This is a genomic window from Stenotrophomonas sp. 364, assembly GCF_009832905.1.
Lineage (GTDB): Bacteria > Pseudomonadota > Gammaproteobacteria > Xanthomonadales > Xanthomonadaceae > Stenotrophomonas > Stenotrophomonas maltophilia_AP.
Genome location: NZ_CP047135.1, coordinates 4,473,730 through 4,497,539, shown reverse-complemented (window position 1 = coordinate 4,497,539; position 23,810 = coordinate 4,473,730). Strand labels below are relative to the sequence as shown.

Here is a 23,810-nt window from a genome sequence, read left to right as displayed (position 1 = left end):
GCCCGGCCAGGTCGGAGGGCCGGACCGCGGCGGACGATTGCGTCCGCCGGCCCCGCCGGGCAGCCACGGGAGCCGGCCGGGCGTCTAGAATTGGCCGATGGCCAAGCTCTATTTCTATTATTCGGCGATGAACGCCGGCAAGACCACCACGCTGCTGCAGTCGGCGCACAACTACCGGGAACGGGGCATGCGCGTGGCCATCCTGACCCCGCGCCTGGACGACCGCGCCGGGCGGGGCGTGGTGGCCTCACGGATCGGGCTGAAGGCCGACGGCGTGGCCTTCGACCGCGATACCGACCTGCAGCGGCTGATTGCGCAGGACCTGGAGACCCACGGCAAGCTCGGCTGCGTGTTGGTCGACGAGGCGCAGTTCCTGAGCCGCAGCCAGGTCTGGCAGCTCAGCGAGGTGGTCGACCAGCTGCGCATTCCGGTGCTGTGCTACGGGCTGCGCACCGATTTCCGCGGCGAGCTGTTCGAAGGCAGCCAGTACCTGCTGGCCTGGGCCGACGAGATGCAGGAGATCAAAACGATCTGCCACAGCGGCAAGAAGGCCACCATGACCGTGCGGGTGGACGAGCACGGCCATGCGGTACAGGACGGCCCCCAGGTGGAAATTGGCGGCAACGAGCGCTATGTGTCGGTGAGCCGGGCCGAGTTCAAGAAAATCACCCGCGGTGAGGGCCGGATTGATCCGGCGCAGGCGCCCCTGCCTCTGTAGGTGGTGATTCTTTTGCAGGGCTTGCAGCCCTGCGCCTGCTCAATGCGACGGCAACGGCCAAAGCAAGAGCGGCATTCCGTGGGATGGCGGGGCGGTGTGGGTGGTCAGGACACGCCGTAAACCCATCCATGGGGGCTCGATGGCGCTATCCATGGCGCCAACGGTCCTGCCCACCCAGACCGCCCCACCTCTGACAGGTTCACGCGGCTGTTGGTGGGTGCCGACCGTTGGTCGGCACATCTGTCAGATATCGAAATTCATCTATCGAAATTCATCTGGGGTCAGAGCCCGTTGCGCAGCAACGGGATCCGACCCCGTGCTCCGACAGATCGCGGAGGTCGGTCGAAGGCGGGGTGGGTCCGGTTGAGGGGGTGTGAGCGCCACGGATGGCGCGACCAAGCCCCCATGGATGGGTTTACGGCGTCCCCCTCAACCGGACCCACCCCGCCATCCCACGGAAAGCCAGCTTTTGACGTTGAAGTTGATTGAAGCAGGTGCAGGGCTGCAAGCCCTGCAATCCCAAACCACCTAGTACAGCGTGCGCTCCGGCGCGCCCTTCGGCGGCGGGCTGTACTGGTACAGCCAGGTTTCGGTCAGCGTCTTGCCGCCGCTGCGCAGGTACAGGCGGATGTCGATCTGGTCGGTGGAATCATCGGGCGGGACCAGGTCGAACATGGCGCGGTAGCCCTTGATCTCGCGCAACGGGCGCGCCGAGACGATCTCCACGCGGCCGCGGCTGGCCTGGACCACCGCTTCCACCTCGCCCTTGTCGATCAGCGCGGCCAGTTCGCCGCCTTCGAAATCCACCGCGAAGCGCCACGAGAAATACGCCCGCTTCTTGCCGATCACCCCGCCCAACCCGGTGCGGCTGTCCACGCAATGCGCCAGCGGCGTACGGGCCGGCGGCTGCGCGCCCCAGTACAGGCGGTAGCCCAGCAGCAGTTCCTGGCCCGGCTGCGGCTTGGCCTCCGGGTTCCAGAACGCCACGATGTTGTCGAAGGTTTCATCCACGGTGGGGATCTCGACCAGCTGCACCGAGCCCTTGCCCCACTGCCCCTTCGGTTCCACCCACAGGCACGGGCGCTTCTCGTAGAACACCCCGTCGTCCTGGTAGTGGTCGAAGTTGCGGTCGCGCTGCAGCAGGCCGAAGCCGCGCGGGTTGTTGTCCACGAACATGTTGAAGCGCAGGTTGTGCGGGTTGCACAGCGGGCGCCAGATCCACTCGCCGCTGCCGGTCCACATCGACAGGCCATCGGTGTCGTGGATTTCCGGGCGCCAGTCCCAGGCCATGCGGCGGTCGTTCTCGCCCACCTGGTACATGCTGGTGCACGGGGCGATGCCCAGCCGCTCGATGGCTTTGCGCGGGTACAGGGCGCAGTCGATGTCCATCAGCAGGGTGTCGCCGTTGGTGATCGCAAAGCGGTACGCGCCGGCCACGCTGGGCGAATCCAGCAGCGCATACACCACCAGGGTGTTGGAATCGGCGGCCGGCTGTTCCAGGTAATAGGCGATGAAGTCCGGGAATTCCTCGGGCTTGCCCATGCCGGTGTCGATGGCCAGGCCACGCGCCGATTGGCCGTACTGGCCTTCCTTGCCCACGGCACGGAAGTAGCTGGCGCCCAGGAACGCGGCGAAATCACGGTTGGTGTCCTGGCGGGTATTGAGCCGGAAGCCGGCAAAGCCCAGGTCGGCCGGCAGGTGGCTGCCCTTCAACCCGCTCTTGCCGTAATCGAACGCGGCCGGGTCGTAGGCCAGTTCCTGCGCCTTGCCATCCACCACGTCGTACATGCGCACCGGGGAATGGAAGTACAGGCCCAGGTGGAAGAACTTGGCCTGGTACTTGCCGGGCTTGTCGGCCCACAGCGCATGGTCCTGGCGGTAGCTGATGGACTGGTACTGGTCCCAGTCCAGCGCTTCCAGCGGCCCGGGCAACGTGCGCTTGTGGGTCTGGTAGGCGGCCTGCGACAGCGCGCGCGCCTGGCCCTTGAGGGTGGCGAAATCGAACGGCTGCGGCTGGCCGAGCCGGCGCAGGCCCACCTGGCTGCCCTGCGCGGCGCAGGCCGGCAGCGCCGGAAAGCCGATCGCGGCCAAGGCCAGGGAGGCATTGCGGATGAAGTCGCGACGTTGCATGCAGGCAGCACTGGCAGGAAAGGGCCGGACATCATAGGCAGGCGAACGTTAAATCGCCGAGGTGGCGCGCGCGTGGCGTTCAGCCAGCCCGCCGCTCAGCGGGCGGTGGCCAGCGTCGCACTGGCGCAGTCCCGCAGTGCCTGGTCGATGTCGCGCAGCGCGGCGCCGCCCTGCGGCCACTGCACCCGGGCCTGGCCCTGCAGCCGCAGCAGCGCCTCGCGGCTACGCAGCGGCGTCTGCGCGCAGTGGAGCGCGGCCAGGCGGGTGCGCGCCTGCCAGCGCACGGCGGTGCTGGCAGGGTCCAGCGCGCGGCTGTCGGCCACCGCCAGCAGCACGCGCTCGGCCTCCACGTCCTGCCCCATGCGGACCAGGTTGCGGCCCCAGGCCAGCTGCAGGGCGTGTTGCCCGGCCATGGCCTCGGCACCGCCCTGGCGGTGGCGCAGCATCAACTGCGCCAGCTGGTCGCCGGCCTGGCGCGGGTCGCCGTAGGCACTGGTGATCTCGGCCATCCGCAGGTCGGCCTGCTGCACCGACGGATCCTGGTCGCCGCGTTGCGCGGCCTGCCATTGGCGGCCTTCATGCAGGGCGGCCAACCCGGCCTGCCAGCGCCCGGCCTGGGCCAGGGCACTGCCGTAGTCGTACAGGCCCTGCGGCAGCAACCGCACGCAGTCCGGTTGCCGCCAGATCGCCACGGCATGCTCGAAATCGACCACGGCCTCATTGCTGTCACCGCGCTCCAGCGCCAGCAGGCCCAGCGCGTGCCAGCTCAGGCCGGTGTCGCGGTGCTGCTCGCCCAGCGCCAGCCGGGTCAGGCGATGGACCTGCTGCAGGGTCGCGTCCGCCTGGCGCAGGTCGCCGCGCTGCAGGGCCAGCACGCCACGCAGGCGCCGGATCGACAGAGTCTCCGGGTGGTCCGGCCCATACAGGCTGACCGCGTCAGACCAGGCGATGCGCAGGGTCTGCTCGGCAGCCGCCAGGTCACCCTGCGCGGCGAGGGTTTCACCCAGGTGGCGGCGCACGACAATCAGCTGCGGCAGGCGCTCACCGGCCCGCAGCTGCAGCAGCTGCAGCGCCTGCTGGTAGCCGGCCAGGGCGGCCTGCGGGCGGCCGTCGTCGCTGTCCAGCGCGGCCAGGTCGGACAGGCTCTCGGCGGTGCCGGCGGTGTCGTGCAGCACCTCGCGGCGCACCGCCAGCGACAGCGCGAAAGCCGTGCGCGCTTCGTCGCGGTAGCCCAACAGCTGCTGGCAGCGGCCCAGCTGGGCGTGGTACTCGGCCACCAGGCCGGGCAGCGCGCTGCGCTGTTGCGCGGCCAACGACTGCATCGGGGTCATGTGCGCCACGCACTCACGCGAGCGGCCCAGCATGCGCAGCGCGCGTCCGCGCTGGGTGACCGCTTCCAGCTGCAGCGTGGGCGGCACCTCGCCGGCCTGCTCCAGCAGTGCGCGCTGGCGATCCAGCGTCTGCAGCGCAAGTTGATAGTCGCCCATGCCGATCCGCAGACGTCCGATCACGCCCTGCAGATCGGCCAGCGACAACGGCTGGTCGGCCAGTTCGGCCTCGCCGCGCTGCTGCCCGGTGGCCAGCAACTGGCGCACGTCGAAGCTGCCATGGCGTGCGCCGGCGGCGCGGTCGAACAGGCCCACGGTGAACTCCTGCATGGCCTGGGCGCGGGCGATTTCGCGCCGGGCCTGCTGCATCTGCCACAGCGCCACCACCGCCAGGCCGGCCAGCGCCACGGCCCCCAGCGAGCCCACCGCCACGCCCCAGCGGTGCCGACCGATGTACTTGCGCAGGCGGTACAGCGTGCGCTGCGGTCGCGCGTGGATGGGGCGGCCTTCCAGGAAGCGGCGCAGGTCCTGCGCCAGCGCTTCGGCCGAGGCATAGCGCTGTGCCGGCTCCTTCTGCAGCGCCTTGAGCAGGAGGGTGTCCAGATCGCCGCGCAGGCGCCGGGCCAGCCGCCGATCGGCCAGCGTGGCCGGACTCCCGCCGCTGCCGCGCAGCACCACCACCGAGGCGCGCGGCGCGGTCACCTCCAGGATCGAGCGCTCCCATTCGGCGTCGCTGTGTCGGCGCAATCGGTAGGGCTTGCGCCCGGTGATCACTTCAAACAGCACCACACCCAGCGAGTACACATCGGTGAGCGTGGTGACCGGTTCGCCACGTACCTGTTCGGGGGCAGCGTAGTGGAGGGTGAACGCGCGCGCCTCGGTGGCCGGGTGCTGGGCGTCGTCGCGCTTCTCCGGGGCATCAAGCAGCTTGGCGATGCCGAAGTCGAGCAGCTTCACTTCGCCGTGGGCGGTGACCAGGATGTTGGAGGGCTTCAGGTCGCGGTGCACGATCAGGTTGGCGTGCGCGTGGGTGACCACGGCGCACACCTGCAGCATCAGCTGTAGCCGGCGTTCCAGCGGCAGCTGCAACCGCTGGCAGTAGTCGGTGATCGGTTCGCCTTCCACGTACGCCAGCGCCAGGTAAGGCTGGCCCTGCAGGTCGACGCCGGCATCGAGCAGTTCGGCCAGGTTGGGATGCTGCAGCCGCGCCAGGATGTCGCGCTCGCGGCTGAAGCGCTGGCGCAGGCCCGGGTCGGCATAACCACTGCGCAGCAGCTTGAGGGCCACCTGGCGCTGGTACAGGCCATCGGCGCGTTCGGCCAGCCAGACTTCACCCATGCCGCCCTCGCCAAGCGCGCGCAGCAGCCGATACGGCCCGATCAGCGTGCCGGCACGGCTGTCCTGCGGGGCGGCGGTCCACAACGGCTGGGCCATGAACTCGTGGCTGGCGCGCTCGTGTTCCAACAGGCGCTCCAGGTCGTCGGCCAGCGTCGGATCAGTCAGGCGCAGCTGCGCCAGCCGCTGCGCGCGCGGCCCGTCGGCAAGTTCCAGCAGTTGGTCCAGCAGCGAAGACACCTGCCGCCAGCGCGACGCTTCCATCGATCTGCTCCCCGAACGATGTACCACCGCCCGCGCCGCCACGCGGGACCGTCATTGCCCGCCGTGTTCAGTCGTCGCGCACCGAGGCCAGCAGGAACATGCGCGCCTTCTGCCAGTCGCGGCGGATGCTGCGTTCCGAGCGCTGGCACAGGTCGGCGATCTCCTGTTCGGACAACCCGGCGAAATAGCGCAGCTCCACCACCTTGGCCAGGTGGGCATCCACCGCCTGCAGCCGGGCCAGCGCCACATCCAGCGCCAGCAGGTCTTCATCCAGGCGCACGCCGCTGCTGCTGTTCTCGGGCAGGTCCACCCGTTTGAGGTCGCCCCCGCGTTTGCGCGCCAGCCGGTTGCGCGCGTAATCCACGACCACGCTGCGCATGGCCGAGGCGGCATAGGCGAAAAAGTGCGCGCGGTCCTCGAAACGGGCCGCACCGCGTGCGCCGAGCAGCTTCAGGTAGGACTCGTGGACCAGCGAGGTGGCATCCAGCGTGCGCCCCTGCTGGCCGGCCAACTGGCGCCGGGCCATGCTGTGCAGCTCCTGGTAGAGCAGGGTCAGCACCCGGTCCAGGGCAGCGCGGTCGCCCGCGCGGGCTGAATCCAGCCATACGGTGATATCCGGTGCTTCGTCCATCGCACACCCCCGCCGGTGACATTGGGCGGACTATACCGCCGCCAAGGCGACGGGCGTGCGAGGGGTCAGCGCTGGCAGTAGCCGCACCAGACGCTGGCGCGCTGGCCGATGGTGGCGTGGCGGAGCAGCCGGCCGCACTGGCGACACGGCTCGCCTTCACGGCCGTAGACCAGCAGTTCCTGCTCGAAATAGCCCGGCGCCCCGTCCGGGTTGATGAAATCGCGCAGGGTGGTGCCGCCGCGGGTGATGGCGTAGGCCAGGATCTGCTTCACGGCATCGGCCAGGCGCTGGTAGCGCGCGCGGGAGATCTTCCCGGCCTCGCGCAGCGGGTTGATGCCAGCCATGAACAGGCTTTCGGCGGCGTAGATGTTGCCCACCCCGACCACGATGCCCTGGTCCATCAGGAAGGTCTTCACCGGTGCCTTGCGCCCCCGGCTGCGCTGGAACAGGTAATCGCCGTTGAAGGCCTCCTCCAGCGGCTCCGGACCCAGCCCGGCCAGCAGTTCATGGGTTTCCCCGGCGGGCTGCCACAGCAGGCTGCCGAACCGGCGCGGATCGTTGAAGCGCAGCAGGCGGCCATTGTCCAGGCTGATGTCGACGTGGTCGTGCGCGCGCACGGGGGTATCGCCGGGCAACACGCGCAGGCTGCCGGACATGCCCAGGTGCAGCAGGGCGCTGCCGATGGCGGTATCCAACAGCAGGTACTTGGCGCGGCGGCGCACGCCCTCGATCGCCTGGCCGGGCAGCAGCGCGCCGATCTCATCGGGAATGGGCCAGCGCAGGTCCGGCCGGCGCAGGATCACGCCATGCACGCGGCGGCCTTCCAGGTGCGGGGACAGGCCGCGGCGGGTGGTTTCTACTTCGGGCAGTTCAGGCATGGCGCGATTCTAAGCCGTCCCCCGGTGAACCGCTGCCTGTCCGAACGTCACGCTCACCGCGGCGGCGCGGCCAGTTCCTTCGCACTCAGGTACCCGTCGCCGTTGGCATCCTGCTTGTGGAAACGCTGCACCAGGGTCCGCCGCTGCTGTTCGCGGGTGATCGAGGCGCCCTTGCCGCCGGGCAGTTCGTCGGCACTGAGCACGCCATCGGCATTGCGGTCCATGCGCTCGAAGGCGTACATCATCCACTGCACGTATTCCTCGACGCTGACCCGGCCATCGCCGTCGGTATCCATGCGCTGCAGGTAGCTGCCGGTGTCGGCCACCTGCGCCTGCGCCATGCCGGCGGCCACCAGCAGGGCCACGCAGGAAAAACGCCGCACAGGGCGGCGTTTTTCACGCTTCATCACGCCCGGGCGCACCGGTCAGTGCGCCGTCAGCGCGTAGCCCTTCAGGCGGGCGGCGTAAGCCTGCAGCGCGGCGATGCCGCTGGCTTCGGCCTCGTGGCACCACGCCTGAAGCAGCTTCAGGCGCTCGGCGGCATCGTTGCCCCGCGCTTCCAGCAAGGCTGCCAGACGCGCGCGGTGTTCGACCAGCACGCGGATGCGCGGGCGCTGTTCCACCCAGGTGCTGAGCTGGGCGCGGCAGTCCGGCTTGAGCCAGCGGCCATCGTTGACCAGCCCGCGGCGCATGCGACGCGGCAGCAGCTTGCGCAGCTTGGCACCGGCCATCGCCGCCTCTTCGCGCAGGGCCGGCACGAACACGTTGCGCTGGTAGTCGGTCATGGCCTGGAAGCGGTGCGACAGCAGCGCCTTGAGGGTTTCAGCATCCGGCACGGCGATGTTCGGGCGCACGTCCATGGACGGCGCCACGCGCAGCACCTTGGCCAGGCGCACGGCCTGCAGGCCGCGGATGGCGGCCCAGCCGATGTCGAACTCCCAGCGGCGCATCGAGAAGCGGGCCGAGCTGGGGAAGGCGTGGTGGTTGTTGTGCAGCTCTTCACCGCCGATCCAGAACGCCCACGGGGTCAGGTTGGTGGAGGTGTCGGCAGATTCGAAGTTGCGGTAGCCCCACCAGTGGCCCAGGCCGTTGACCACGCCGGCGGCCCAGAACGGGATCCACGCCATCTGGATCGCCCACAGGGCAACGCCCGGCAGGCCGAACAGCAGGCTGTTGATGGCCAGCAGCGCGACCGGGCCGAGGTTGGCGTGCGGGGTGTAGAGCGTGCGTTCGATCCAGTCGTCCGGTGCGCCGCGGCCGTACTGCTCGATGTCCGCGCGCATCGCGCGGGCTTCGCGGTACAGCTCCACGCCACGCCAGAACACCATGCCGATGCCCTTGGTGACCGGGCTGTGCGGGTCTTCGTCGGTTTCCACCTTGGCGTGGTGCTTGCGGTGGATGGCCACCCACTCCTTGGTGATCATGGAGGTGGTGAGCCAAGTCCAGAAGCGGAAGAAATGCGCGATGACCGGGTGGAAATCCACGCCACGGTGCGCCTGGCTGCGATGCAGGTACAGGGTGACGGCGAAGATGGTGAGCTGGGTGAACACCAGCAGCACCAGTGCCATGCCCCACCAGCCGAGGCCGACGACACCGCCGGTCAGGAAGTTGAGGAGCGTATCGAGCATCGCAGGACTCCAGGCCGCGGACGGCCAGCAAGGGAACAGGTACACCTTCGGACATGATGGGGCCTGCAGTTGCAAACTTCATCCGTCTGGTGCGATTTTTGCGCAGTCATTCAGTTGTTTTCCTCCTTCGTGAGCATGCCCGCGCATTCATGACAGTCGCAGCCTCTTCGGCGCCCCTGGCCGCCAACGTCCCCCTGATCGAGCTGGACCGCGCCTGCGTGATCCGCGGCCAGGTCCGGGTTCTGCACGACCTCAGCCTGCGCATCGCCCAGGGCCAGCACACTGCGCTGCTGGGCCCCAACGGCTGCGGCAAGTCGTCCTTCATCAAGCTGATCACCCGCGAGCTGTACCCGCTGGCGCATGCCGACGGCAGCGTGGCGGTACGGGTGCTGGGGCAGAACCGCTGGCAGGTGGACCGGCTGCGCTCGCAGTTGGGCATCGTCACCGGCGATCTGAGCAGCAACCTGGCCGACATGCCCGGGCTGACCGTGGAGGAAGCGGTGCTGTCGGGCTTCTTCGCCAGCTTCGTGGTACCGGCCTTCCGCGAGGTCACCGAGGACATGCGGCAGCGTGTGCGTGAAACCCTGGCCCTGACCGGCGCGCTGCCGCTGCTGGCGCGGGGCTATGCCGAACTGTCGGCCGGTGAAACCCGGCGCGTACTGATCGCCCGGGCGCTGGTCAACCGGCCGCAGGCGCTGCTGCTGGACGAACCCTCCACCGGTCTGGACCTGATCGCCCGCCAGCACCTGATCGCCACCATGCGCAGGTTGGCCGCCGAAGGCATCACCCTGGTGCTGGTGACCCACCACATCGAGGAGGTCATCCCGGAAATCGCGCGGGTGGTGCTGCTGCGCAGCGGCCGGATCATCGCCGATGGCCCCCGCGACGACCTGCTGCGCGACGCGCCGCTGTCGGACGTGTTCGGCGGCCCGATCCGAGTGGTGGAGCATGAGGGTCGGCTGAGCGCGTTTGCCGGATAGGTCGCGCAGCCACCCATGGGGTGGCTCTACCGCCGGGCGACGGAGGGTATCGCCTCCGCCGCCCGCCTTGCCTAGAACGTCAACGCCACCGCGCGTGACTCGATCGGGGCCATCCGGCCCTGGTCCTGCAGCTGCAGGTCGCGCAGCTCGAACGGGGCCGCATACCCGCGCGGCAACGCCACGCTGGCGAAGGGCAGCGCGATGGCGCCGCTGCCGGCGCGGTCGAACCACGCCGCGCTGTGCGCCTGCGCCACCGGCCGCAGCTGGCCGTCCGGGCCGGTGGCGTACAGCGTGCCGCGCGCCTCGTAGCGACCGGGCGCACCAATCTGCAGCGGCAACGTCACCGTGCGCCGGGCGAGGTCCACCTCGGCCTGGCCGGTGAAGCGCGCGGTGGGCTGGGCCACCGCGAAGGCCACCTTGCCATCGCGCTGCACCCCGTTGGCGCTGACGAAGGCCTGCAGTTCCCACAGCCCCTGCACCGGGCCAATGTCCTGCGGAATCGTCACGCGTGCGCGCAGGCCTTCCTTGCCGGCCACCAGCGGCACCGGCCAGCTGCGGCCATCCGGGGCCACCAGCAACGCCTCGCCGCCGGCCGGCAGGGTGCGCGCCGCCGCCGTGGCGCCGGCCAGCGTGGCCGTGCCACGGTCATCCACCAACCGCGCGCTCAGCTCCACGCTGCCACCGGCCAGCACCTGCTGGCGGCTGGCCTGCAGCTGCAATGCCACCGTGCTGTTGGGCTCCAGCACCTGCACCACGTAGCGGCCCTGCGCCTGGGCACTCTGCAGGCGGTAGGTGCCCACCGCCGCACTGCGCCCGGTGCGCACCATGGCGCTGCCCTGCCCCACTGCCATGCCGGCCGCACGCAGCTGCTGGTCATCCACGACCTTGTCCACCGCCAGCGCGCCGGCCGGGTCGCGCACCTGCCATTGCTGCGGTGCCAGCGCGCGGGCACCTGGCGCCGGGCTGACCTGGATCACCGCATCCGGTGCGGTCAGCGGCAGGTCCAGGCCGCGTTGCAGGGTGGCCGCGTCCACCATTTCCCAGTAGCTGCGGCTGGTGGCCACGAAGGGCGCGGGCGCGGTCAGCGTAGCGGTGGGATCCAGTGCCCAGGCAAAACTCACCGGGGCCCGCTCGATGCCGTCGGCCTGCAGGGGTGCGCTCTCCACGCGCGGCGCCAGCTGGTCGCTGCTGCGGGCCAACAGCGGCTGCGCGGCGTGCAGCGGGAGGGCCACCAGCGCCGCGGCAACAGCGGCGGCAATCGTCAGTCTTGAAGTCATGGCGTGCTCCTCACAGGGTCAGGTCGTTGCGCAGGATCGTGCCCAGGCCGAAGCACTCGCGGCGGCTCTGGTTGTGGCTCAGCGGCTCGGCGCCCTGGGTGCGCGCCTTGTCGGTGAACCACAGGGTGCCGGCGGCCTTCTGGCTGCTGCACTCCAGGAACCCGTCCGAGCAGCTGTTCAACCAGTTCTGGGTGAACTCCAGCCCCACGTTCTGCGCGTACCCGCCGCAGTAGCTGTTGCTGTCCCACACCGCCGACTCCACATCCGAACCGACCACCGCGCGGAACGGCTTCGGCAGCGCCGGGCGCCCGGCGGTGCCATACAGGTTCTGCGCGTTGTAGGTGGCCATGTGGCCCACCTGCTGCTGGCGCACGGCATCGCTCTTGTAGCCCAGCAGCCAGCCCACCGAGGTCTCGAAGGTATTGCCGTTGAGCACGGCATCGGCCAGCGGCGTACCGGCCGAGGACGGTGCCAGCGCGGTGACCTTGCCGATGGTCTGGATGATCTTCGGGTAGCGGCTGTCGTAGGTGGGGTTGGACAGGATCCAGCGCACCACGTTGCCGCCGTTGGAGTGGGTGATCACCACCAGTTTGGTGATGCCCTTGGTGTTGATGAAGGTGGTCAGTTGCCCGGCCAGGCAACCGGCCGCCTCGGGCTTCCACATGTACTGTTCGAAATCGCAGTTGATGACCGTGTAGTTGCTGCTGTTGGGCAGCCCCTGGCGCACGGTGTCGATGATGCCCGGCTGCCAGTAGTCCGTGCGTGCGTCGGTCTGCTTGCCGGTGCCGTGCACGAACGCCACGCCCACCACATCGGCCGCGTGCGTGGTGCCGCACGCCAGCATCAAGCCCAGGGCGAGTCCGCCGCCCGTCCATCCCGCGTTGCTTCGCATCCGTTTGCTCCCTTGCAGGTGATCCCCCTGATGACCGGCGCTATCGCGTTGCCATGCAGTCCATCTATCCATAGAGATATGACGAGTGATGGCGCCTTTGGCGAAGCTATGTCGCGCGGCGGTCGAATTCCGTGAACCAGTAGCGGGTTTCCGTCATCCAACGGCCGGCCATGCCGGATCTGGCCGCATGACCAACGGCCACTGTCGCGCCCGGGTGAAGCTGCGATCATGCCACCTCCCCTCTTTGCGAGACCAGCCGATGTCGTCGTCCGCCGCCCCCGTCCTGCGCCCCTTCCTGACCGCTGCCGTGCTGGTGGCGTTGGCGGGCTGTACGACGTCCGGTGCGCGCACCACGGCCGTGGAGGCCTCGGTGACGACCAAGGCGGTTGGTTACCTGCAGGCCGACGCGGTGCCCGCCAGCCTGGCGCTGGTACCGGCGCCGCCGGCCGCCGGCTCTGCAGGTTTCGCGCTGGACGAACAGGTCAGCCGTGAGGCGCGTGCGCTGCGTGGCAGTCCGCGCTTCGCCCAGGCCCACACCGATGCCGAGCTCGGCTTCCCGGCCGGTGCCAACCAGTTCTCCTGCGCCATCGACATGGACGTGGACGCGGTGAAGACGCCCGCGCTGTACCGCCTGCTGGAGCGCAGCCGGATCGATGCCAGTGCGGCCACGCGCACCGCCAAGAAGCACTACCAGCGCGCGCGCCCGTTCATGGTCAACGGCGAACCCACCTGCACGCCCGAGGATGAAGAAGGCCTGCGCGGCAACGGGTCGTACCCGTCAGGCCACACCTCCATCGGCTGGGCATGGGCCTTGATCCTGTCGGAGATCGCGCCCGACCGCGCCGATGCGATCCAGCTGCGCGGCCGCAACTACGGTGAAAGCCGCCTGGTGTGCAACGTGCACTGGCAGAGCGACATCCTGGAAGGCCGCTTCATGGGCGCAGCAGCCGTGGCACGCCTGCATGACAACGCCGCGTTCAACAAGGACCTGCTGGCTGCACGCAAGGAGATCGTTGCCGCGCGCAAGGCCGGGCTGCATTCCAGCCGCGATTGCGCGGCCGAGGAAGCGGTGTTGAAGGTACGGCCCGAGAGCGCGTTGTAGGCGCGTTGGGCAGCCGACCAACGGTCGGCTCTACCGCGTATGACGGAAAACGGCGCGGATTTCTCCGCGCCGTTTTCGTTTTCAGGGGCGTGCCCACCAATGGTGGGCACCTACCGCATGACGTGCATCAGAACTTCGCGGTGAATTCCACGCCGAACGTGCGCGGTTCGTTGAGGAAGCCGGTGAGGTTGTTGAAGTCGATCGCCCCCACCACGCGCACCTGGTCGGTCAGGTTCCGGCCGTACACGGCCACGTCGTACTGGCCGTAATCCCAGTTGTAGCCCAGGCGCAGGCCGCCTTCCAGCGACGAGCGGCTGCGGAACTCCGGCGACTCGTACAGGAAGAAGTTGACCGGGCTGCGGTAGGCCCAGTCGGTGTAGACGTACAGCTCGCTGGCGTCGTTGATGGGGAAACCGGCGCGCAGGGTCAGGTTGTGGATCCACTTCGGCGCCTGCGGCAGCGAATTGCCGTTGACCAGGGCAAAGGTGGCGCCGTCGATGACCGTGGTCGGGTCGGTGATGGTGCAGCCACCACCGCAGATCGCCACCGCCAGATCGCGGTCCTTGATCTCGGTGTCGTTGTAGCTGCTGCCCAGGGTGAGCAGCACGTGGTCGGTGAGGTACGCCTCGAAGTCCAGTTCCACGCCCTGGCCCAGGGTCTTGTCGGCGTTGAGCAGGGTGGCGGTGTTGTTGCTGCCGCCCACCGCGATCAGCTGCTGGCCATCGACGTTGTAGCGGAACACGTTGAAGCCGAGGCGGGCGCGACGGTCGAACAGGTCGGCCTTGATGCCGGCTTCATAGGAAATCACCTTCTCCGAGTCGGCCTGGGAGACGCCACCGAAGGCCAGCCGGCCCTGGATCGACGGCGCGCGGAAGCCCTTGGCCACGCGTGCATAGGCGTTGAGGTTGTCGGTGATCTGGTAGACGCCGCTCAGGTCCCAGCTGACGTCGTTGACGTCGGTGTTGGCCAGGTACGGGCCGCTGACCGGCGTACCGAACGGCACCGCCTGCAGCACGCTGGCGCTGAAGTCCTTCTTGTCCTGCGTGTAACGCACGCCACCGCGCAGCTTGAAGCGCTCGGTCACGTCGAAATCGCCGGACACGAACGCCGCCCAGGCCTTGTTGCGCTGGCTCTGCACGGCATGGCCGTTCTGCGGATTGCCCGGCGCCAGCGAGTCGTAGTTGAAGCTGTCGATGGTGACATCTTCATCGAAGTAGAACAGCCCCGCCTGCCAGTCGAAGCGGCCCCATTCGTTGGATTCGATGCGGAATTCCTGGGTCCACTGGCGGTGGTGCGGCAGGCCGTCGGCCGACTCGGAGGCGAACGGGATGTTGCCCGGGCCGTAGTTGCCCGCGCCCAGGAAGCTGGCGCCGTAGCCGCCGTCGATGTCGCCATGGTTGAGCGATTCGGCGGTTTCATAACCGGTGATCGAGTGCAGCGTCACCCGACCCAGGTCCCACTTCAGGCGCGCGCTGGCGCCCCAGGTTTCCAGTTCGGAGAAATTCTGGCCATCGGTGGAGACCTCGTCGCGGTCGAAGTTCTCGACCAGCTGGTTGGTGCCCGGCTTGAGGATGTTGGCGCGGAACAGGCGGGCGGTGCCGTTGAGCTTGCGCTTGTGCACGTTGAACAGCGCTTCGAGATCGTCGCCTTCGTACAGGAACTGCACGCGGGCGGCGGCTTCGTCGTAGCCTTCAAAGCCCTGCGCCGGTGCATTGGCGCGGGTGTTGGTGACCCAATCATCGCGGCGCTGGTACAGGGCCGACACGCGTGCCGACCAGCGGTCGGTCAGCGGGCCGCCGTAGGCGCCCTGCGTGTTCCAGGTGTTGTAGCTGCCGTAGGCCACCTTGACGTACCCATCGGCGTCCTGCGACGGGCGTGCCGAATCGAACTTGACCACGCCAGCCGGGGTGTTGCGGCCGAACAGGGTGCCCTGCGGGCCGCGCAGCACTTCCACGCCGGCCAGGTCGAACAGCGGGAAGCCCTTCAGCAGCGGGCTTTCCTGCACCACGTCGTCATACACCAGCGACACCGGCTGCGAAGCGTTGAGATCGAAGTCGGTATTGCCCAGGCCGCGGATGTAGAAGCGCGGGAAGGCACGCCCGTAGGACGATTCGATGTTCAGGCTGGGCACGCGCGCGGACAGGAAACGGATGTCGTCGCCGGCCGAACCGAGCACGTCGAGCTTCTCGCCCTGGATGGCCGAGATCGACACCGGGACGTCCTTGGCGTTTTCCACACGGCGCTGGGCCGTCACCTGCAGGGTGTCCAGGGCGACCGGATCCTTGGTGGCGGGGGCGTCCTGGGCTGCGGCCGTCAATGGCAGCAGGGCGGCAAGGGCGATGACGAGCGGGTGCACGGACGGAAACCGGCCGTGGGCAGTGCGGTTCGGGAACATGGCGTTTTAGGCTGTGTTGGGAGGGGTGGTGGACCGGCGCTACCAGACAATTGTTGCAGTACAGCAACAGCGTCGCAAATTCCGGTCATTCATTACCAAGATCCGGCCACCCGGATGTGAAGGCGGGTCGCGGTTTTCGACGCCGATCACGACTTCCGGCCCACTCAGCCCTCCGTCGACCGCCCTAGACTGGCTCCCTCCTCCGTCTGCCAGGCACACCGCCATGACCCAGTGGTATTTCCATACGTCCGGCCAGGCCGACCGCACCGGTCCCCTCGACGATGCCGCCGCCCGCCAGTACGCCCACCTCAACCCGCGGGCACTGGTCTGGTGCGAGGGCATGAGCGGCTGGATGGCGATCAGCGAGGTGCCCGAACTGCTGGCCGGCAGCGTTGCCCCGCAGGGCGCGCCGCCGCCGCTGCCCGGCCCGGGCGGCCGCAGCCAGCGCGCCGACGACATCGAATTCCGCATCGTCGGCCATGAAATGCAGTTCGTGGAGATCGAGCTGGACCCGGGCGAAAGCGCCATCGCCGAGGCCGGCGCGCTGATGTTCAAGGATGCTGCGGTGCAGATGGACACCGTGTTCGGCGACGGCTCGCACAGCGGCCAGGGCGGCGGCTTCATGGACAAGCTGATGAGCGCCGGCAAGCGCGTGCTGACCGGTGAAAGCCTGTTCGCCACGCTGTACACGCATACCGGCCACGGCAAGGCCAAGGTCGCCTTCGCCGCGCCCTACCCCGGCACCGTGCTGCCGATGAAGCTGGACCAGCACGGCGGCCGCCTGATCTGCCAGAAGGACAGCTTCCTGGCCGGCGCGCGCGGCGTGCAGATCGGCGTGCAGTTCCAGCGCAAGATCATGACCGGCCTGTTCGGCGGCGAGGGCTTCATCATGCAGAAGCTGGAAGGCGACGGCTGGGTGTTCGTGCATGCCGGCGGCTGCGTGGTGGAGCGCGAACTGGCCGCCGGCGAGCGGCTGGACGTGGACACCGGCTGCATCGTGGCCTACCACGCCAGCGTGGACATGGACGTGCGCCGCGTGGCCGGCATCAAGAGCATGGTGTTCGGCGGCGAAGGCGTGTTCCTGGCCACCCTGACCGGCCCGGGCAAGGTGTGGCTGCAGTCGCTGCCGTTCTCGCGCCTGGCCGGGCGCATGTGGATGGCCGCGCCCCAGGCCGGCGGGCAGAGCCGTGGCGAGGGTTCGGTGCTGGGCGGCATCGGCCGGATCCTGGACGGCGACAACCGGTTCTGACGGGGCCGGCCCGTGGCCGGCAACCCGATATAAACCGGCGCCCTGTCATTGCCGGCCAACCGCCGGCAGTACCGGTATGCTGACGCCCTCGATGCCCATTCACTTTCTGCCACGCCGATGAAATCACTGCACTGTATTCGCCTGACGCTGTCTGTTGCCGCTCTCGGCCTGCTCGCCGGCTGCGGCGGTGACCCCGTGCGCCCGACCCCGCCGCCGGTCGCCACCCCGGTGGTGCAGGCCAAGCCGGTCAAGATCGGCATCGCCCTGGGCGGCGGCGCGGCCAAGGGCTTTGCGCATATCGGCGTGATCAAGATGCTGGAAGCCAACGGCTTCGAGCCGGTGGTGGTGTCCGGCACCAGCGCCGGCAGCGTGGTCGGCGCGTTGTACGCCAGCGGCATGGACGCGTTCCAGATGCAGTCCAAGGCCGTGGCCCTGGACGAAGCCAGCATCCGCGACGTGCGACTGTTCTCCGGCGGCCTGGTGCAGGGCCAGAAGCTGCAGGACTACGTAAACGCGCAGGTGGGCAACCGCCCTGCCGAAAAACTGCAGAAGCCGTTCGCGGCCGTGGCCACCAACCTGGACACCGGCGACCGCGCCGTGTTCGTGCGCGGCAACGTGGGCCAGGCGGTGCGCGCCTCCAGCAGCATCCCGGGCGTGTTCGAGCCGGTGAAGATCGGCAAGAACAGCTTCGTTGACGGCGGCGTGGTCAGCCCGGTGCCGGTGGACGCCGCGCGCCAGCTGGGCGCGGACTTCGTCATCGCCGTGGACATTTCCAGCAAGGCCAGCGGCAAGTCGCCGACCGGCATGCTGGGCATCGTCAACCAGTCCATCTCGATCATGGGCCAGCGCCTGGGCGAGCAGGAACTGGCGCGCGCGGACATCATCATCCGCCCCAAGGTGCTGGAGATCGGCGCGGCCGATTTCAGCCAGCGAGGCTACGCGATCCTGGAAGGCGAGAAGGCCGCAATGGCGGCGATGCCGCAGATCCGCGCGAAGGTGCAGCAACTGCAGCGGGCGCGTGCGGCCGCTGTTGCGCCGCCGCCGCCGAAGCCCAAGTGCGATGAACCGTCGCGCGTGGGCCGGCTGATGGGGCGCAAGGAAAAGTGCGAGGGCTGAGGCCCCGCCGCCGGTGGAGCCGACCGTTGGTCGGCTGCTCCTGGTTTTGGTCTCCGCGCAGTCGACCAACGGTCGACTCTACCGCGTTGGGTGGGTCGCGCAGCCGACCAACGGTCGGCTCTACCGTGATGGAATGGTGGTGTGGGCGACCCACGGTTGGTTCCACCACGTGATCGTGTTTGCGATCCGCGTTATTCCAGCTGCGACAGCGGCAGCGCGCGAAAATCTTTCACCGTGCGCAGCACGAAGCTGGAATTGACGTCGGCCACGCCAGCGGCGTTGAGCAGTTTGTCCAGCAGGAAACTGGAGAAGTGCTCCAGGTCGCGCACGTAGATGTGCAGCAGGTAGTCCATGTCGCCGGTGAGGGCGTGGCAGGCGACTACTTCGTCCCACTCCACCACGCTGTCGGCGAACACGCCGATGGCGTGCTGGTCGTGCTTTTCGAGCTGCACGCGGACGAACGCCTGCAGGCCCAGGCCGATGCGCCGGGGTTCCAGCCGCGCGCCGTAGCCGGCAATCACGCCCTCGTTCTCCAGGCGCTGCACGCGGCGCAGGCAGGCCGACGGGGACAGGTTCACCCGGGCGGCCAGTTCGGCGTTGGTGGCACGGCCGTGCTGCTGGATTTCAGCCAACAGGCGCAGATCCGTGCGGTCGAACTGGGGTTCTCCGGCCATTGCTGCTCCGCAACATGAGGTGGACGCAATGATATTGCGCCAGTTGGGCATATCCGCGCAACTTTGCAAACCTCTTGCGCGCCCCCTGCCCTAGCATCGTCAGATGACGTCCCAGGAGACCACCACGATGGAAACCGCCACCGCCCCGCGCCGCGTCGAACACCAGCAGACCGACAAGGGGTACGTCCCGGTGTATACCACCGCGATCGTGGAACAGCCCTGGGACACCTACACCGCCGACGACCACGCCACCTGGAGCACGCTGTACCAGCGCCAGCGTGCGCTGCTGGAAGGGCGTGCCAGCAAGGAGTTCCTGCACGCGCAGGACGAGATGGGCATGAGCGCGCACATGATTCCGCGCTTCGACCAGCTCAACGAGGTGCTGGGGGCCGCCACCGGCTGGACGCTGGTAGGGGTGGAAGGGCTGCTGCCGGAACTGGATTTCTTCGACCACCTGGCCAACCGCCGCTTTCCGGTGACCTGGTGGATCCGCCGCCCCGACCAGATCGACTACATCGCCGAACCGGACATGTTCCATGACCTGTTCGGGCATGTGCCGCTGCTGATGAACCCGGTGTTCGCCGACTACATGGCCGCTTACGGCCGCGGTGGCGTCAAGGCGCATGCGATCGGCCCCGAAGCGCTGCAGCACCTCACCCGCCTGTACTGGTACACGGTGGAGTTCGGGCTGATCAACACCGACGAAGGCCTGCGCATCTACGGGGCCGGCATCGTGTCGTCCAAGGGCGAATCGCTGTACTCGCTGGAGTCGGCCGCGCCCAACCGGATCGGCTTCGACCTGGAGCGGATCATGCGTACCCGCTACCGCATCGACACCTTCCAGAAGACCTACTTCGTCATCGACAGCTTCGAGCAGTTGATGGAGGCGACCGCGCCGGACTTCACCCCGATCTATGCGGCGCTGGAGGCCAAGGAGCATCTGCCGGCCGGTGACGTGCAGGACGGCGACACGGTGTTCCAGAAGGGCACCGGCGAAGGCTGGGAAGACGGCGGCGACGTCTGATCGGTAGCGCCGACAGTTGGTCGGCTGCCGTTCGCGCGGCGTCGCGGCGGGTGCCGTGGAGATGGAGCAGCCGACCAACGGTCGGCTCTACCGGCTGGTGGGGCCTGCTTCAGAAGGGAACCGGCGAAGGCTGGAATACGGCGGCGATGCCTGGTCGGTAGAGCCGACCGTTGGTCGGCTGCCGTTCGCGCGCCATTGCCGCGGGCGGGTTGGATGTGGAGCAGCCGACCAACGGTCGGCTCTACCCGCTGGCGGGGGCCTGCTTCAGAAGGAATCCGGCAAAGGCCGGAAGACGGCGGCGATGTCTGGTCGGTAGAGCCGACCGTTGGTCGGCTACCGTTCGCGCGACAGTGCCGCGGGCGGCATGGATCTGGAGCAGCCGACCAACGGTTGGCTCTACCGGGGGATGGATTGAGCTCTGTTAAGGTCTTGGCCCTTCCCGTGCCGCTGTCCAACGCCATGGCCCTGTCCGCGTTCCGCATCCAATCCATTCACTTCGACGCCACCCACGTGCACATGCTGCTGGCCAACGGCGCGCAGGTGGGTGAGTTCCTCACGCGCAACCCGCGGCTGGAGAAGGCGGCGGCGGAGCAGCGTGCGCAGTGGGTGTTGACCGACGACGGCCTTGGCGCGAACTGGCCGGCGCTGTCGCCGGCGTCGGCCACCGGCATGGTCTACGTGCTGGACCTGCTGTGGGATGCGCGCTACGACCATGCCATGCAGCGGCTGCATGCTCTGGACTGGAGACTGGACGCGCTGTCAGCCCAGGACCAGCTGCTGGTCGCGTTGTGGCGGATGGAAGCGGACATCAACAACGGCGGCTTCATGCAGTTCCTGTGCAACTGGGGCGACCCCACCTGCCAGCTGGCCCTGCAGGGGCTGCGTGCCATGGGTGCGGACCAGACGCATACGGCGCTGGCCGGCATGCGCGGGCTGCTGGATCGTTTTGAGGATGATCCGGCGGTGACCGAGTTGAGCGATCTGTACGCGGCGATGACGCCTGCGGAGCAGGACGCGCTGGAGCAGTTTGAAGAGGCGTACTACGCACGCCCCGAGGACCTGGCCAGGCTCGGCGTGCTGCATTTCGGGCCGGAGCCGGATGCCGGCCCGCAGCCGTGAGCACGGCCGGTGCCGACCAACGGTCGGTACCTACCGGGGATAGGCCAGCAGCACCACCAGATCATCGTCGCCCACCTGCTGCAGCGCGTGCAGGCTGCCGGTGCGGGTCAGCAGCGCGTCGCCTGCCGCCACGTCGTGTTGTTTGCCGTCCAGTACATAGCTGCCACGCCCGCTGACGATGTAGTAGATCTCGTCCTTGTGCTGCGGGTGCAGGCCGATGCCGGCGCCCTTGTGCAGCACGCGCTTGCGCAGCACGAACGGCAGGTCGCTGTCGTCGGCGAAGAACGGATACGCGGTGGTGGGGCCGGCGCCGCCATGCGGACCAGGCTGGGTGATCGCGATGTCGCGCTCGTGCACCACGCGCGAGGGTTTGGATGCCTCCGCGCCCTGCCCTGCACTGCGCACGTCGCAATCGATATCGCGTTTCAGCGCGGGTTTCAGCGTGGGCTGCAACCCAACCCAGTCGCGCATGACCAGGCATGCCACGGCGTTTGCGCCGGCGGTGCTGAAGTGCGTGCCATCGGCCTTGTTCTGTTCGGGCACGAACAGGAAGTACGGCCGCGCGCCCTGCTCGCCCAGCCCGCGGATCCAGCGCGTGGAACTGTCGTTGAGGTCGATCAACGCGACCTGCTCGCGCGTGGCCAGCTGCTTCATGGCCTGGGTGTACAGCGCATGGGTGTCCAGCAGTGAGCCGAAGTCGTACAGCAGCCGCGCCACCGGGGTGATCAGAACCGGCGTGGCGCCTTTGTCGCGGGCCAGTTGCACGTAGCGCATGAGGTGCTGCGGGTACGCACTGACGGGCTCGGTGTAGCGCGTGGGGTCTTCGAACTTGGCGTCGTTGTGGCCGAACTGGATCAGCAGCACATCGCCGCGCTGGAGCTCGGCGGCGATGGCGTCTAGGCGTTTCTCGTCGATGAAGCTGCGCGTGCTGCGGCCGCCCTTGGCGTGGTTGCGGACCTCCCACACGGTGGGATCGAGATAGCTCTGCAATGCCTGGCCCCAACCGGCCTGTGGCGCACGCTCCGGGCCGTACGCGGCCGCGGTGGAATCCCCGGCGATGAAGATGCGGTGTGGGGCGCACAGCGCGCTGGGGGCGGCGAGCAGCAGGGACAGGGACAACAGCAAGCGCAGCATGGTCGTGCTCCTGGGTGAAGAGAAGCCGGCCAGCGGCCGGCACTACCGGCGTGCATCTGGTCGAAAGCCCCCTGAGTCAGGGGGCGACCGCGAAGCGGTGGGGGTCTGGATGCAACGATTGCTCGGGGCCCACGATCTGCAGCGCAGATCGTGGGAGCGCCAGCGCGTAGCGATGGTGTTACCGAGCCAGCCAGCCGCCATCAACCGGCAGGACGGCGCCGTTGACGTAATCCGAGGCGCTGGACGCCAGGAACACGGCCGTGCCGCCCAGGTCTTCCGGCGTGCCCCAGCGCGCGGCCGGGATGCGGTCGAGGATGGACTTGTTGCGGTCCTCGTCGGCGCGCAGCGCGGCGGTGTTGTCGGTGGCCATGTAGCCCGGGGCGATCGCGTTGACGTTGATGCCCTTGCTGGCCCACTCGTTGGCCAGCAACCGGGTGATGCCGGCGATGCCGCTCTTGCTGGCCGTGTACGACGGCACGCGGATGCCGCCCTGGAAAGACAGCATCGAGGCGATGTTGATGATCTTGCCGCGGCCCTGGGCGATGAAATGCCGGCCGGCGGCCTGCGAGATGAAGAACGCGGACTTGATGTTGACGTTCATCACGTCGTCCCAGTCCTGCTCGCTGAAGTCCACCGCGTCGGCGCGGCGGATCAGGCCGGCGTTGTTGACCAGGATGTCCAGGCCGCCGAGGCCTTCGATGGTTTCGCGGATGACCCGCTCGACCGGCTCGATGCTGATCAGGTTGGCTTCAATGGCCAGGCAGCGACGGCCCAGCGAAGTGATGGCGGCGATGGTCTCGGTGGGCGGCTGGATGCCGGCCACGGCGACGTCGGCACCGGCCTGCGCCAATGCCACGGCGATACCCTGCCCCAGGCCGGTGTTGCCACCGGTGACCAGGGCGACCTTGCCTTCCAGACTGAACGGATTAGCCATTGCGTATGCGGTCCTTTTCCAATGCGGCACAGACGCCGCCCGCGCGATGCGGGCGGCGTGCGAGGGTCACTTGAGCTGGCAGATGTCCAGCACGTGCATATCGGTGTAATCCAGGTTTTCGCCGCCCATCGCCCAGATGAAGGCGTAGTTGCTGGTGCCGGCGCCCATGTGGATCGACCACGGCGGGGACACCACCGCTTCGTTGTTCTGGATGACGATGTGGCGCTGCGCGTCGGGCTCGCCCATGAAGTGGTACACGCGGTCGTTCTGGCCCAGGTCGAAGTAGAAATAGACTTCGCTGCGGCGGTCGTGCAGGTGCGGCGGCATGGTGTTCCAGACGCTGCCCGGCTTGAGCACGGTCAGGCCCAGCAGCAGCTGCGAGGACTGGCAGGTGGCCGGCACGATGTACTGGTAGATGGTGCGTTCGTTGCTGGTTTCCAGCGCGCCGCGATCCAGCGCCACGGCGTCCTTGATCGACAGCTGCTTGGTTTCAAAGCGTGCATGCGCCGGCGTGGAGGCCAGGTAGAACTGCGCCGGGGTGGCGGCGGCGTCGGAGGCGAACACCACGTCCACGCTGCCCATGGCCACGTACAGGCCGTCCTTCGGGCCGAGCTGGAACACGGTGCCGTCCACGGTGACGGTGCCGCTGCCGGCGCCGACGTTGATGATGCCCAGCTCGCGACGCTCCAGGAACGGATGGCCGGCGGCCGAGGCCGGCTCGGTCTGCGTGGGCAGCGACAGCGGGCCGTTGACCGGGGCAGCGCCGCCGAGCACGAAGCGCTCGTAGTGGGTGTACTTCAGCGTCACCGCATCGGCGTTGAACAGGCCGTCGAGCAGGTACAGCTCGCGCAGGTCGTCATTGCTGGCGCCCTTGATGGCGTCGGGATGGGTGGCGTAGTGGGTCTTGCAGTACATGGCGTCTCCAGAGCAGGGGTGGGGCAACAGGTCGGCCCCGGCGCGATTTGGTCAAAGTGTAGCGAGTTGGTAAACCGGTGTCATTTT

20 protein-coding genes are annotated in these 23,810 nt (G+C 68.5%); 7 read left to right on the top strand and 13 right to left on the bottom strand.

Annotation, left to right across the window (positions count from 1 at the left end; translation table 11 throughout):
* Positions 1 to 97: 97 nt before the first annotated feature.
* Positions 98 to 718, top strand: a complete 621-nt coding sequence (locus tag GQ674_RS19985) for a thymidine kinase (protein ID WP_159498684.1) — start codon at positions 98 to 100, stop codon at positions 716 to 718.
* Positions 719 to 1,246: 528 nt separating this feature from the next.
* Here GQ674_RS19985 and GQ674_RS19980 read toward each other — a convergent pair.
* The 6 genes from GQ674_RS19980 to GQ674_RS19955 all read right to left on the bottom strand — a co-directional run bounded on the left by GQ674_RS19980 (position 1,247) and on the right by GQ674_RS19955 (position 8,912).
* Entirely contained in the window at positions 1,247 to 2,848 is a 1,602-nt protein-coding gene (locus GQ674_RS19980; protein WP_128096474.1) for a glucan biosynthesis protein D, read from the bottom strand.
* 95 nt (positions 2,849 to 2,943) lie between these two features.
* The gene (locus GQ674_RS19975; RefSeq protein ID WP_159498682.1) at positions 2,944 to 5,775 is read right to left on the bottom strand and encodes a serine/threonine-protein kinase; all 2,832 of its coding nucleotides are present in this window, start codon (positions 5,773 to 5,775) and stop codon (positions 2,944 to 2,946) included.
* 67 nt (positions 5,776 to 5,842) lie between these two features.
* Positions 5,843 to 6,406: an ECF-type sigma factor gene (locus GQ674_RS19970; protein WP_159498680.1), complete on the bottom strand. Its 564-nt coding sequence runs from the start codon at positions 6,404 to 6,406 to the stop codon at positions 5,843 to 5,845.
* A 65-nt stretch (positions 6,407 to 6,471) separates the two neighbouring features.
* The gene (mutM, locus tag GQ674_RS19965; RefSeq protein WP_159498678.1) at positions 6,472 to 7,284 is read right to left on the bottom strand and encodes a bifunctional DNA-formamidopyrimidine glycosylase/DNA-(apurinic or apyrimidinic site) lyase; all 813 of its coding nucleotides are present in this window, start codon (positions 7,282 to 7,284) and stop codon (positions 6,472 to 6,474) included.
* A gap of 53 nt (positions 7,285 to 7,337) precedes the next feature.
* The gene (locus GQ674_RS19960; RefSeq protein ID WP_159499603.1) at positions 7,338 to 7,625 is read right to left on the bottom strand and encodes an EF-hand domain-containing protein; all 288 of its coding nucleotides are present in this window, start codon (positions 7,623 to 7,625) and stop codon (positions 7,338 to 7,340) included.
* A gap of 84 nt (positions 7,626 to 7,709) precedes the next feature.
* Positions 7,710 to 8,912: a fatty acid desaturase gene (locus GQ674_RS19955; protein ID WP_159498676.1), complete on the bottom strand. Its 1,203-nt coding sequence runs from the start codon at positions 8,910 to 8,912 to the stop codon at positions 7,710 to 7,712.
* 149 nt (positions 8,913 to 9,061) lie between these two features.
* Between GQ674_RS19955 and GQ674_RS19950 the strand changes: the two genes are divergently transcribed.
* Positions 9,062 to 9,892 carry an ATP-binding cassette domain-containing protein gene (locus GQ674_RS19950; protein ID WP_201290189.1) on the top strand — a complete coding sequence of 277 codons (831 nt, stop codon included), beginning with the start codon at positions 9,062 to 9,064 and terminating at the stop codon, positions 9,890 to 9,892.
* A gap of 71 nt (positions 9,893 to 9,963) precedes the next feature.
* On the opposite strand, the gene GQ674_RS19945 is transcribed toward GQ674_RS19950, so the two are convergent.
* Together GQ674_RS19945 and GQ674_RS19940 are read right to left on the bottom strand one after the other, a co-directional pair.
* Entirely contained in the window at positions 9,964 to 11,169 is a 1,206-nt protein-coding gene (locus tag GQ674_RS19945; RefSeq protein ID WP_159498674.1) for a DUF4785 domain-containing protein, read from the bottom strand.
* 10 nt (positions 11,170 to 11,179) lie between these two features.
* Complete coding sequence (locus GQ674_RS19940) at positions 11,180 to 12,061, bottom strand: hypothetical protein (RefSeq protein ID WP_159498672.1); 882 nt, start codon at positions 12,059 to 12,061, stop codon at positions 11,180 to 11,182.
* A gap of 259 nt (positions 12,062 to 12,320) precedes the next feature.
* On the opposite strand from GQ674_RS19940, the gene GQ674_RS19935 reads away from it, so the two are divergent.
* Positions 12,321 to 13,163: a phosphatase PAP2 family protein gene (locus GQ674_RS19935; protein ID WP_159498670.1), complete on the top strand. Its 843-nt coding sequence runs from the start codon at positions 12,321 to 12,323 to the stop codon at positions 13,161 to 13,163.
* Positions 13,164 to 13,290: 127 nt separating this feature from the next.
* Here the strand turns inward: GQ674_RS19935 and GQ674_RS19930 are convergent, their stop codons facing one another.
* On the bottom strand, positions 13,291 to 15,558 hold the full coding sequence (locus GQ674_RS19930; RefSeq protein ID WP_159498668.1) for a TonB-dependent receptor: 2,268 nt from the start codon (positions 15,556 to 15,558) through the stop codon (positions 13,291 to 13,293).
* A gap of 223 nt (positions 15,559 to 15,781) precedes the next feature.
* Between GQ674_RS19930 and GQ674_RS19925 the strand changes: the two genes are divergently transcribed.
* Positions 15,782 to 16,807: a TIGR00266 family protein gene (locus GQ674_RS19925; protein ID WP_159498666.1), complete on the top strand. Its 1,026-nt coding sequence runs from the start codon at positions 15,782 to 15,784 to the stop codon at positions 16,805 to 16,807.
* Positions 16,808 to 16,924: 117 nt separating this feature from the next.
* Positions 16,925 to 17,923 carry a patatin-like phospholipase family protein gene (locus GQ674_RS19920; RefSeq protein WP_159498664.1) on the top strand — a complete coding sequence of 333 codons (999 nt, stop codon included), beginning with the start codon at positions 16,925 to 16,927 and terminating at the stop codon, positions 17,921 to 17,923.
* Positions 17,924 to 18,114: 191 nt separating this feature from the next.
* Here the strand turns inward: GQ674_RS19920 and GQ674_RS19915 are convergent, their stop codons facing one another.
* Positions 18,115 to 18,597 carry an Lrp/AsnC family transcriptional regulator gene (locus tag GQ674_RS19915; RefSeq protein ID WP_038691453.1) on the bottom strand — a complete coding sequence of 161 codons (483 nt, stop codon included), beginning with the start codon at positions 18,595 to 18,597 and terminating at the stop codon, positions 18,115 to 18,117.
* A 127-nt stretch (positions 18,598 to 18,724) separates the two neighbouring features.
* Between GQ674_RS19915 and phhA the strand changes: the two genes are divergently transcribed.
* Together phhA and GQ674_RS19905 are read left to right on the top strand one after the other, a co-directional pair.
* Positions 18,725 to 19,621: a phenylalanine 4-monooxygenase gene (gene phhA / locus GQ674_RS19910; protein WP_128095351.1), complete on the top strand. Its 897-nt coding sequence runs from the start codon at positions 18,725 to 18,727 to the stop codon at positions 19,619 to 19,621.
* A 429-nt stretch (positions 19,622 to 20,050) separates the two neighbouring features.
* Positions 20,051 to 20,740 (top strand): DUF4375 domain-containing protein, encoded by a 690-nt coding sequence (locus GQ674_RS19905; protein ID WP_236546134.1) that lies wholly within the window; start codon positions 20,051 to 20,053, stop codon positions 20,738 to 20,740.
* A gap of 30 nt (positions 20,741 to 20,770) precedes the next feature.
* On the opposite strand, the gene GQ674_RS19900 is transcribed toward GQ674_RS19905, so the two are convergent.
* The 3 genes from GQ674_RS19900 to kduI all read right to left on the bottom strand — a co-directional run bounded on the left by GQ674_RS19900 (position 20,771) and on the right by kduI (position 23,723).
* Entirely contained in the window at positions 20,771 to 21,874 is a 1,104-nt protein-coding gene (locus GQ674_RS19900; protein WP_159498662.1) for a GDSL-type esterase/lipase family protein, read from the bottom strand.
* A gap of 178 nt (positions 21,875 to 22,052) precedes the next feature.
* Positions 22,053 to 22,808, bottom strand: a complete 756-nt coding sequence (gene kduD / locus GQ674_RS19895; RefSeq protein ID WP_038691455.1) for a 2-dehydro-3-deoxy-D-gluconate 5-dehydrogenase KduD — start codon at positions 22,806 to 22,808, stop codon at positions 22,053 to 22,055.
* Positions 22,809 to 22,874: 66 nt separating this feature from the next.
* Positions 22,875 to 23,723 carry a 5-dehydro-4-deoxy-D-glucuronate isomerase gene (kduI, locus tag GQ674_RS19890; protein WP_159498660.1) on the bottom strand — a complete coding sequence of 283 codons (849 nt, stop codon included), beginning with the start codon at positions 23,721 to 23,723 and terminating at the stop codon, positions 22,875 to 22,877.
* Positions 23,724 to 23,810 lie beyond the last annotated feature (87 nt).

Bases quoted from the DNA above. Each gene is read 5' to 3' on its own strand.
- GQ674_RS19900 (WP_159498662.1), bottom strand. From the start codon at position 21,874: ATGCTGCGCTTGCTGTTGTCCCTGTCCCTGCTGCTCGCCGCCCCCAGC.
- kduI (WP_159498660.1), bottom strand. From the start codon at position 23,723: ATGTACTGCAAGACCCACTACGCCACCCATCCCGACGCCATCAAGGGC.
- GQ674_RS19950 (WP_201290189.1), top strand. From the start codon at position 9,062: ATGACAGTCGCAGCCTCTTCGGCGCCCCTGGCCGCCAACGTCCCCCTG.
- GQ674_RS19935 (WP_159498670.1), top strand. From the start codon at position 12,321: ATGTCGTCGTCCGCCGCCCCCGTCCTGCGCCCCTTCCTGACCGCTGCC.
- GQ674_RS19985 (WP_159498684.1), top strand. From the start codon at position 98: ATGGCCAAGCTCTATTTCTATTATTCGGCGATGAACGCCGGCAAGACC.
- kduD (WP_038691455.1), bottom strand. From the start codon at position 22,808: ATGGCTAATCCGTTCAGTCTGGAAGGCAAGGTCGCCCTGGTCACCGGT.
- GQ674_RS19975 (WP_159498682.1), bottom strand. From the start codon at position 5,775: ATGGAAGCGTCGCGCTGGCGGCAGGTGTCTTCGCTGCTGGACCAACTG.
- GQ674_RS19925 (WP_159498666.1), top strand. From the start codon at position 15,782: ATGACCCAGTGGTATTTCCATACGTCCGGCCAGGCCGACCGCACCGGT.
- GQ674_RS19970 (WP_159498680.1), bottom strand. From the start codon at position 6,406: ATGGACGAAGCACCGGATATCACCGTATGGCTGGATTCAGCCCGCGCG.
- GQ674_RS19940 (WP_159498672.1), bottom strand. From the start codon at position 12,061: ATGCGAAGCAACGCGGGATGGACGGGCGGCGGACTCGCCCTGGGCTTG.
- GQ674_RS19955 (WP_159498676.1), bottom strand. From the start codon at position 8,912: ATGCTCGATACGCTCCTCAACTTCCTGACCGGCGGTGTCGTCGGCCTC.
- GQ674_RS19920 (WP_159498664.1), top strand. From the start codon at position 16,925: ATGAAATCACTGCACTGTATTCGCCTGACGCTGTCTGTTGCCGCTCTC.
- GQ674_RS19930 (WP_159498668.1), bottom strand. From the start codon at position 15,558: ATGTTCCCGAACCGCACTGCCCACGGCCGGTTTCCGTCCGTGCACCCG.
- GQ674_RS19915 (WP_038691453.1), bottom strand. From the start codon at position 18,597: ATGGCCGGAGAACCCCAGTTCGACCGCACGGATCTGCGCCTGTTGGCT.
- GQ674_RS19945 (WP_159498674.1), bottom strand. From the start codon at position 11,169: ATGACTTCAAGACTGACGATTGCCGCCGCTGTTGCCGCGGCGCTGGTG.
- GQ674_RS19960 (WP_159499603.1), bottom strand. From the start codon at position 7,625: ATGGCGCAGGCGCAGGTGGCCGACACCGGCAGCTACCTGCAGCGCATG.
- GQ674_RS19980 (WP_128096474.1), bottom strand. From the start codon at position 2,848: ATGCAACGTCGCGACTTCATCCGCAATGCCTCCCTGGCCTTGGCCGCG.
- phhA (WP_128095351.1), top strand. From the start codon at position 18,725: ATGGAAACCGCCACCGCCCCGCGCCGCGTCGAACACCAGCAGACCGAC.
- mutM (WP_159498678.1), bottom strand. From the start codon at position 7,284: ATGCCTGAACTGCCCGAAGTAGAAACCACCCGCCGCGGCCTGTCCCCG.